The organism is Desulfoprunum benzoelyticum, assembly GCF_014201505.1.
Lineage (GTDB): Bacteria > Desulfobacterota > Desulfobulbia > Desulfobulbales > Desulfocapsaceae > Desulfoprunum > Desulfoprunum benzoelyticum.
In genome coordinates this window covers 99,118-107,949 of sequence record NZ_JACHEO010000013.1, presented here as the reverse complement: position 1 = coordinate 107,949, position 8,832 = coordinate 99,118, and the positions used below count along the sequence as shown (strand labels likewise).

The window sequence follows — 8,832 nt, the reverse complement described above, 5'->3', positions numbered from 1 at the left end:
TTGTTCTGAGAGAGTACCTTACCATGGTTGGTAGGACAGATAGTGTCCCATCACGGATAAATCTGTCGAGGCTGAGTTTCAGTGGTAATCAGATTGAAGTTTGGTTCGAGCTTTGCCGTCGCCAGCCGGCTCGAAGATCTGTGCAGCTATTTCGGTACTTCTTACCTGATGGATCGAGAGGTCGCCCTCTGTCAGGGAGTAGAAACCAGGTTTCTGGTCAGTGTCGGGAGGTTGACGCTGCAGGGGTTGCCCAGCCCATTGCATGTCTACACCGTCTATAAGCCGGGAATCAACGGTTGTCCGGGCGATGTCGATGAGAGTCAACTGCGGGAGTTCATCCGCGTCAAGAACGGGGCGATGGAGCTTTTTTGCGGCGATGGTTCCGGAGGGATTCTGTCGGATTTTCCTGCCGTGAGGGAAAAATTGCTTCAGGCCCAGAAACTCTTCATCGAGATGACCGGCAGGAAGGACCTCGCAACGGAGCGTATTCTTGAATATATCAGAGAGAACCCGAAACCGGCGGGCGATTTCAGCAATCTGGGCATGAAACTGGCCAGTCGCAGAAGGGATTCTCTCGGTGTCCGTATTTCCCGCCTTTCCCAGCAGCTGCTCAGGGCCATGGATAGTGAGTCCTATCATGCCCTGGTCGTCGATACCGAGTGGGAACGATATTTCGTACTGGAGTGGAAAAAAAAAGGCGAAATTATCGTCAAAGTCAACGAGAAACCGGACGGGATATACTATATCGACAGCGGCGAGGCCGAGACATTCGATGAACGGGGATGTCGAATTGCAACCCTTGCGGATGGCGATATATTCGGAGAAATGGCCTATTTTTCAAAAACGGGAAAACGCAACGCCACGGTCGTTGCCAAGACGGACCTTGTGGTTCGAAAAATATCGACCGCCGATTTCCGCAAGTTGCCCGTCATCGACGAGATCTTCAAAAGAATCGCCCAGGGACGACGGACACCGACAGCCGTCCCCGGGCGTTGAAGACAACATCCTGCCCTGATTTATTGAGCTACAAGGACCACATACTGGCTGAGGTTGCCGGAATGTACCCGCAGCAGTATCCTTTTCGGTTGGGTCGATTTTTTCAGAACAAGTTGTAATTCCTTGAGGTTGGAAACTCCCACCTTGTTGACTTCCTCGATCAGATAGCCGGCCTGCAATCCCGCCTTTTCCGCCGGACTGCCGGGGGCGACGGCGCTGATCACCACGCCTTTCTGCTCCGCTGTATATCCAAGCTGCTGGGCCAGTTCCGGCGTCAGGTCCTGCAGGTTGAGACCGAATTGCTCGAGGTTGCCCTGAGACGGCAGTCCGCTACCCGTCTTGCCGAAGCCGGACGGCTGTTCGCCGATGACGACGTCGATCATCTTTTCGCTGCCGGACCGGATGATGGTCAGGGTCGCCTTGGTCCCCGGGGTGATGAGGGCCACCTTGTTGCGCAGGTCGGAAACATCCTTGAGTTCAGCGCCATTGAGGCGGAGGATGACGTCTCCCTGCTTCATCTCGGCCTTGGATGCCGGTGAATCCGGTTGCACCTCGCTGATCAGGATCCCCTTGGCCTGCTTCAGATCGAAGGATTTGGCCAGATCTTCATTGACATCCTGAATGGCGACGCCCAACCAGCCACGGGTGACCTTGCCGTGTTTCTGCAACTGATCCTCGATGGCCTTGACCATGTTGATCGGGATGGCGAAACCGATACCCATGTACCCGCCGGTACGGGAAAAGAGGGCCGAGTTGATGCCGATCACCTCGCCATGGGTGTTCAGCAGGGGGCCGCCTGAATTGCCGGGATTTATCGCCGCGTCCGTCTGGATAAAGCTTTCATACTCGTTGATGCCCACCCGATTCCGTCCCTTGGCGCTGACTACACCGACTGTCACCGTCTGGTTGAGGCCGAAGGGATTGCCGATGGCGATCACCCACTCCCCGACCTCAAGGGCGTCGGAATTTCCGAGGGTCAGAGTCGGCAGATTGCCGCTGTCCTGGATCTTGATCATGGCAACATCGGTCTGAGGATCGCTCCCCACCAGCTTGGCCTTGAATTCACGTTCATCGGAGAGACGGACGGTGATGGTATCGGCGCCCTCGACGACATGGTTGTTTGTCAGGATATAGCCATCCCGGTTGATGATGAACCCCGAACCCTGACCTTGTTGCTGGAAGCGGTGCGGTCCGCGGAACTGGGGACCAAAAAAGTGCTCAAAGAACGGATTGTTGAACATCTCATCGCCGTCCCCGGGAAAGCCGCCTTTTCTCTCGACCGATTTTTCAACCCGGATGTTGACGACAGCCGGCTGGGCGGCCTTGACGACATTGACAAAGGCCCGGGAGGATCTGTCGAGCAGGGCGATGTCATCGGCGGCTTCGGCCCGGGCGGGGCTGGGAGAGGCCGCGATGATGAACGAAAAGAGGAAGAGCAAGGCGAGCAACCCCGAGCGGGAAGGTAGGTAGGTCTGTGATTTCATGGTATTCTCCTTGTGCATGAAATAACCGGTACGTGCCGGCTGACACTTCCCGGACTCCTGAAATTTCAACAGATGAAAAGATAAAACGGAAAAAAGAGCTGTCAAGAACGGTTACAGGATTGTAATCCAGGTGCGGATGGGATGGATACTGTGGATGAGGGGAGGAAATCGATTCTTTCCTCCCCGTCAAGCTGGTTCAGCTCCTGATCATATCGGCGATCTGGAAGGCGACTTCCAGGCTCTGCTCGGCGTTGAGGCGCGGGTCGCAGGTCGTCTGATAATTCTCGAACAGCTGGTCGTCGACGATGTTTCTGGCGCCGCCGGTGCATTCGGTGACATTGTCGCCGGTCAGCTCGAAATGCACCCCGCCGGGGATCGTGCCTTCCGACCAGTGGGTCTCGAAGAAACAGGTGATCTCGGAGAGAATGTCGTTGAAGTTTCTGGTCTTATGCCCGTCCTCGGTGGTGTAGGTATTGGCGTGCATCGGGTCGCAGCTCCAGACGATGTGGAAGCCTTCCTGTTTCATGCCCCGGAGCAGGGGAGGCAGCGCCTTCTCGACATTTTTCACCCCCAGCCGGGTGATGAGGGTGATCCGACCCGGTTCGTTGGCTGGGTTGAGGATCTCAACCAGGCGTTTGATATCGTCGAGGTTATAGGTCGGGCCGATCTTGATCCCGAGCGGGTTGAGGACGCCGCGCAGGAATTCGACATGGGCGCCGTCGACCTGTCTGGTCCGCTCGCCGATCCACAGCATATGACCGGAACAGTCATACCAGCCGTTGGAGGTGGAATCGACACGGGTCATCGCCTCCTCGTATTCCAGCAGCAGGGCCTCGTGCGAGGTGTAGAGCTCGGTCTGGTTGATTTGCGGATTATCGGTAGAAATTCCAATTGTTTCCATGAACTTGATGGCCTGCTCGATCTGTTTGGCCATCCGTTCATAGGACCGTCCCATCGGCGACTGGACGACGAATTCCTGGTTCCAGGAATGCACCCGCTGCAGGGTCGCGAATCCTCCCCGGGTGAAGGCCCTCAGCAGATTGAGGGTCGAGGCCGCCATATTGTAGCCCTTCAGCATATATTTGGGGTTGGGAATCCGTGCCTCCTCGCTCGGTTCCGGACGATTGACCATGTCGCCGCGGTAGGAGGGGATCTCGACGCCATCGACGATCTCGGTGTCGGAAGAGCGGGGCTTGGCGAACTGGCCGGCGATCCGTCCGACCTTGATGACCGGCTTGCCGCCGGCATAGGTCAGGACAACCGCCATCTGCAGCAGCACCTTCAGTGTCTCCCTGATTTTCGGGGCCGTCACCTTGGAGAAGTCCTCGGAACAGTCGCCTCCCTGCAGCAGGAAGGCCTCACCCTTGACGGCTTTTGCCAGCAGGCTCTTGAGGGCCCTGATTTCCCCGGCAAAGACGAGCGGCGGCAGTTGGGAAAGATTGGTGAGAACCCGGTCGACTTCTTTCTGGTCAGGCCATTTCGGCTGTTGCAGGGCGGTGAAGTTTTTCCAGCTTGATTTTGTCCATTCTTTTTCTGTGGGTGTCATGCCGCTTCTCTTTGTGGTTGTCATTGCTCGAGAGGGAACACATTTCTATCGAATGATCGGTTCAATCTCTGGTCGAGGTTTTCACCTCGGTGGCTGAGCGCTCCGCAACCCGTTTGCCGTCATGTTTCCGGGTTGGTCGGCAAAGGATTCAGATGCAGCATCGCTCGAGATCGAAGGCGTTGAGAATCCGCATTTCCTGCTCCCGTTTTTTCCCTTCCGGCGGGGGGAGAATGGGCATTGTCGCCGTCATCGCCAAGGCTGTGCTTCGATCAGGTATTGAGTGTAACCCATATTCAAGAATCTTACCAGTTGAAGTCTCCAGCAGCTCAGCCTCCCTGCCGTTCGTCACAACCGCCAGGGGGATGACAGAGGCGGGATTGAGCACCCGGGCGGCGGCGATCGCCGCCCGTTCACGGCTGACGAGCGAACCCGGGCCATAGCGAATGATCATGATCTGCCGGTTTTCGAGGCAGACCGTCAAGTCGATCACCGATCGGACATAGCAGCGGGCGAAAAAGGTGTCGATACTGAGCCGGGGCAGCAGTTCGTCCCGATGATACTGTTTTTCTTCCACCATCATTCGGCTCAATTCCTGGCGGATCCGCTCGTCATCGGTGTCGGTCAGTTCTTCGCCGGTGAGATAGTCGTTGAGGGTGCCGTAAACCAGGTGGTGCGATCCGTGGGTGATCATCGAACGGTCCCGGTGGTTTGTTGTCCGGCCGTTGTTCGGCCGGAGAGATCGGGGGTCCAGGTGAGCCATGCCGGTTCGGCCTTATCATGGAGAAGGAAATGGTGGCCGGTGGTGACCGCCCCGCCTCCCTCATCCGGGGTGGCCAGAGCAATGCCTCCCCGGACAATTGTCTCCAGCGACTCCGTCTCCAGGTGGATGCCGGAAAACAGGCCGGCTGAAAAACTGGCGCCGCTGCTATTCCAGAACTTTGTGTTTTCTTTGATTATATGCCGGAATTGTGGCTCGATCGCGACGGCCACGTAGACCTTCTGGAAGGTCGGTGAGAGGGTAAAGCCGGTGACTTTTCCGATCCGGACCTGCCGGTAGGCAACCGGAGAACCAGGGGTGAGCGAACCGAGGTTGCGGGTTTCGAGAACGATGTTCAGACCTTTGCCTGAGATTGAATACGGAGGGGGCGGAGCCGCCAGGGCGACGAAGGTCCGTGCGAGGTCTCCCCGGCCCGGCTTGAAGGTGATGTAGGGGCCGAAGACGATGGCGCCGGGATTGTTGATGCCGGATATCGACACCTCCGGCTCCTCCACCCAGATCTGGGTTGCCGTCCGGAACAACGGCATGAACTTCGGGTCCATCCGGATATCGGCCACCACCGCCTGCAGATTGGGCGTGAAGGCCAGTTTGATGACAGCACCGATATCGATGCCCTTGTACCTCAGCGGTGAGCCGACCTTCAGCCGGTCGACCGGTTCGTCGAACGTTACCTGTATGACGACATCACCGGCGTGGAGGGCGTTCTGTACGTTGCTGTAGAGAGGAAAGATCGTGGCCTTCCGGGCCGGGCCCGAGCCGGGCATGGAGAGCAGGCCGATGCCGCCATAGACGATCGACTGCAGGGACCCGGTCCGCATTGTCAGCCCGTCGAGACTGCCCGAGATTTCGATCCCGCTGAGGTTGTAGAATCTGGTGTTGCCTTTGACGATATCGGCATGCTCGATGTCGATCAGGCAGTCGATCATGACGTCTTCTCGCTTGCCGTCGACTTCGAAACCGATGACCTTGCCGATCGCTATCCCCTTGAAAAGGAGGGGAGACCCGACCCTGAGCGATCCCGGGTCAGGGGTGCTGAGCCGGACCGAAAGGCCGGGCTGCTGCAGGGCGGGAATTGTCTGGATCGCCTCGGCATAGCTGGCGAAAAGGCGGAAGACATGGTCCTTCTCCACCGCTTTGGCCCCGGCCGCAGTGCTCTTTGGAGTGGTGAAGTTGATGCTGCCGGTGAATATCTCGGCCAAGGGTCCGGTCCTGATCCTGACCCCGGACAGGTTGGCGTCGGCCTCGACCCCGCTCTGCTGCCAGAAGATGCTGTTCCGGTTGATCAGTCGGAGGTAGGGTTCGTAGACGAAGACCGTCGTCCTGATACCGTTGCCCCTGGGGTCGAGATCGATCGCGACAACCTCGCCGACCTGGATTTTCTTGTACAGGACCGGCGACTGTGGCGAAAAGGAAACGGCCTCGTTCGTGGTGAGAACCAGGGTCATTCCGGGGCGCAGCGGTTCATCGGCGGGCGGTTCGGGCAGGATTTCGAAATGGTCGCGGTATTTCCCGCCTCCCGGTTTGAAGGTGATGTGTGGACCGGTAACCAGGGTGCGGAGGTTGTTGACTCCGGCGGGAGTGATCTCCGGTTTGACCAGCCAGAAGATCGTGTCCTCGCGGAGGATCAGTTCGGTCCGGGGGTCGAGCAGGATGTGGGCGGTGACGGTTTTCCGCTCGTCGTCGTTGATCCGGATCTCCTTGACGAAACCGGCCTCGATACCGCGGTACATGACCTTGGTGTCGCCCTCGACAATATCGATGGCGGAGGACAGTGTCAGGGTCATCGGGATGCCGTAATTGGCCTCCTCCAGGTCCTTGTACAGCCTGAACACCTGGCCGTTGCCAGCCGGCGGGCTGTTTTTCAGCTGTTCGGGGGTCTGGAGCAGGATACCGCCCTTCAGCAGCGATGCCAGGGATTCCACCTGCACCTTGAGGTTGGGCAGCTTGCCGGCGACCGAGACCCCGGAGGCGTTGCAGAACCGGCTCTGTTCCCTGACGATGTCGGCGTAATCCGGCTCGATGAAGAGATTGATCAGGACGCTGTCGTCTTCCTGGAGACGATAGCCCTGGACGCTGCCGATCTCGATGTTGCGGTAATAGACACCGGTGCCGATCTGGATCGACCCGAGGGTGGCGGCGTGGAGCGAGATGTGGAGACCGGGGGCCGAGCCGGGGACCGGCGGGGCGGTATTCAGTCCGGTGAAGGTCCGGCCCTGTTTCTTATCCACACCGACCTGGATGCCGATATAGCTGCCGGAGAAGATGGTATCCAGCCCCTGGATCCTGGCGGCGGACAACTCCGGCCGGACGATCCAGAACAGGGTATCCTTGACGAGATAGGACTCGCTCTCCTTGTCCATCTTGACGATCGTCCGGACCCGCTGCCGATCGATATCGGGATGGACCTCCTGAACCAGTCCGATCGGAATGCCCTTCGACATGACCTGGGTCTTGCCGGGGGTGATGCCGTTGGCCTCGTCAAAATAAATGGTGATGAGGATGCCGGCATCGCGATAGCTGGAGTACAGCAGCCAGCCGCAGATGGCGAGGGCGACCAGGGGAATGATCCATATCGATGGGATTCCTCTCCGCCTGCGAATGACGGGTGTCTCGGGGGTCATGATGCCTCCTTGGCAACAGGGAGCGGCGGAATCGCCTCGCAGGCCGCCTGCCGATGGTTGTCCCATATCAACCGGGCATCGAAGGTCTTTGCGGCCAGCATCGTCGAGGTGACGACGATGCAGAAATAGGTGGCGGCCGGAGCGGCGTGGATCGAGGTGAGGAAGCCGAAGTCGACCAGTACCACGAGCAGGGCGATGACGAAGATGTCGAGCATCGACCAGCGGCCGATGAAGGTGATGAAACGATAGAGCACCGTCTTGCTCCGCAGGTAGCCGGTATTGTTGGTCTGGGCGGTCAACAGCAGGATGATCAGACCGATGATCTTGAATACCGGAACGAAGACCGAGGCGGTGAGGATGATCAGGCCGATGAGGTACGACCCATCCTTGAAGAAGTACATGATCCCGTCGAGGATCGTAGAGTTCTCGGGGACGCCGAGAAACTCGACCTCCATGATCGGCAGGATGTTGGCGGGGATGAGAAGAAGGGCCGAGGTCAGCACCAGGGCCCAGGTGTAGGCGATACTGTCGGGCTTGCGGTCGTGGATCGTCGCGCCGCAGCGGCGGCAGCGGCCCGGTTCGGCGGCCGGCGGCCGGCGCCTCTCGAGCTGGCGGCAGACGTGGCAGAGGACCAGTCCGGAGGCGAGGGCGGTGCGGCCCGAGCTCCCGGCGTTGGCGGGCGGAGATGGGACCGACACCGCGGCGCCGGGGGGGGACAGCAGGGCCCAGAGCCGCTCCCGGTCGAGGACGGTGGCGATGGCCATGGTGGTCAGGACCAGGGCGAGAAAACAGTAAAAACCGGGATCGAAATGGATTTCGGCACTATGGCGCATTTTCATGATCGTGATCATGATGCCGAGCAGGAATATCTCGATCATCGCCCATTCCTCCAGGAAGACGTACAACCGCAGGAGCCGGGTGAGAAAGGATGGGTATCGACCCATCCTGGCAAACATGGTCACGGTGAAGATCAGGGAGAGGAGGAGCAGGGGAAAAACAACCGCGGAGATCAGGACGATGAAGGCGACGAAATAGTAGCGGTTGTCGTAGAAGCAGATCAGCGTGTCGATGACGCTGCCGCTCTCGCTCATGCCGAGGGTTTCGAGGGTCATGAGAGGAAACACCATCGCCGGGATGTACAGCAAGAGGCCGGTGATGCTGAAGGCCAGCGCCGTGTCGACCGAGGTGTCCGCTCTTCTGTGCACCATGCAGCCGCAACGGGGGCAGCGGAGTGTGTGGCGGGCCAGCGAGGCGGAATAGGCAAGCAGCAGGTCGCAGTCAGGACAGGCAACGGTGTGGGTAGGCATCGATATTCGGGTCGGGATCAGAGAAGCAGGATCGGTGGTTCGTTGGAATCAATAGTAATTGTCCGGCAGTCATTTGTCATACGAAAACCGCAGTAGCGCT

The 8,832-nt window shown here is 58.8% G+C and carries 6 protein-coding genes; 1 reads left to right on the top strand and 5 read right to left on the bottom strand.

Features of this window, described 5'->3' with window-relative positions:
• Window positions 1-81: 81 nt before the first annotated feature.
• Window positions 82-996: a cyclic nucleotide-binding domain-containing protein gene (locus tag HNQ81_RS17945; protein WP_183351482.1), complete on the top strand. Its 915-nt coding sequence runs from the start codon at window positions 82-84 to the stop codon at window positions 994-996.
• A 20-nt stretch (window positions 997-1,016) separates the two neighbouring features.
• On the opposite strand, the gene HNQ81_RS11690 is transcribed toward HNQ81_RS17945, so the two are convergent.
• The 5 genes from HNQ81_RS11690 to HNQ81_RS11670 all read right to left on the bottom strand — a co-directional run bounded on the left by HNQ81_RS11690 (window position 1,017) and on the right by HNQ81_RS11670 (window position 8,732).
• Complete coding sequence (locus HNQ81_RS11690) at window positions 1,017-2,480, bottom strand: DegQ family serine endoprotease (RefSeq protein ID WP_183351481.1); 1,464 nt, start codon at window positions 2,478-2,480, stop codon at window positions 1,017-1,019.
• A gap of 196 nt (window positions 2,481-2,676) precedes the next feature.
• Window positions 2,677-4,026, bottom strand: coding sequence for a class II 3-deoxy-7-phosphoheptulonate synthase (locus HNQ81_RS11685; RefSeq protein ID WP_183351480.1), 1,350 nt, complete (start codon window positions 4,024-4,026; stop codon window positions 2,677-2,679).
• Between the two features lie 148 nt (window positions 4,027-4,174).
• Window positions 4,175-4,717 (bottom strand): type I restriction enzyme HsdR N-terminal domain-containing protein, encoded by a 543-nt coding sequence (locus HNQ81_RS11680; protein WP_183351479.1) that lies wholly within the window; start codon window positions 4,715-4,717, stop codon window positions 4,175-4,177.
• Window positions 4,714-7,425 carry an MlaD family protein gene (locus tag HNQ81_RS11675; protein WP_183351478.1) on the bottom strand — a complete coding sequence of 904 codons (2,712 nt, stop codon included), beginning with the start codon at window positions 7,423-7,425 and terminating at the stop codon, window positions 4,714-4,716. The genes HNQ81_RS11680 and HNQ81_RS11675 overlap by 4 nt, the downstream gene beginning before the upstream one ends.
• Window positions 7,422-8,732, bottom strand: coding sequence for a paraquat-inducible protein A (locus tag HNQ81_RS11670; protein ID WP_183351477.1), 1,311 nt, complete (start codon window positions 8,730-8,732; stop codon window positions 7,422-7,424). Before HNQ81_RS11670 ends, HNQ81_RS11675 begins: the two co-directional genes overlap by 4 nt.
• Window positions 8,733-8,832: the final 100 nt, after the last annotated feature.

Excerpts from the sequence above, each read along its gene's own strand:
- HNQ81_RS11680 (WP_183351479.1), bottom strand. The coding sequence starts at position 4,717 with ATGATCACCCACGGATCGCACCACCTGGTTTACGGCACCCTCAACGAC.
- HNQ81_RS11675 (WP_183351478.1), bottom strand. The coding sequence starts at position 7,425 with ATGACCCCCGAGACACCCGTCATTCGCAGGCGGAGAGGAATCCCATCG.
- HNQ81_RS11670 (WP_183351477.1), bottom strand. The coding sequence starts at position 8,732 with ATGCCTACCCACACCGTTGCCTGTCCTGACTGCGACCTGCTGCTTGCC.
- HNQ81_RS11690 (WP_183351481.1), bottom strand. The coding sequence starts at position 2,480 with ATGAAATCACAGACCTACCTACCTTCCCGCTCGGGGTTGCTCGCCTTG.
- HNQ81_RS11685 (WP_183351480.1), bottom strand. The coding sequence starts at position 4,026 with ATGACACCCACAGAAAAAGAATGGACAAAATCAAGCTGGAAAAACTTC.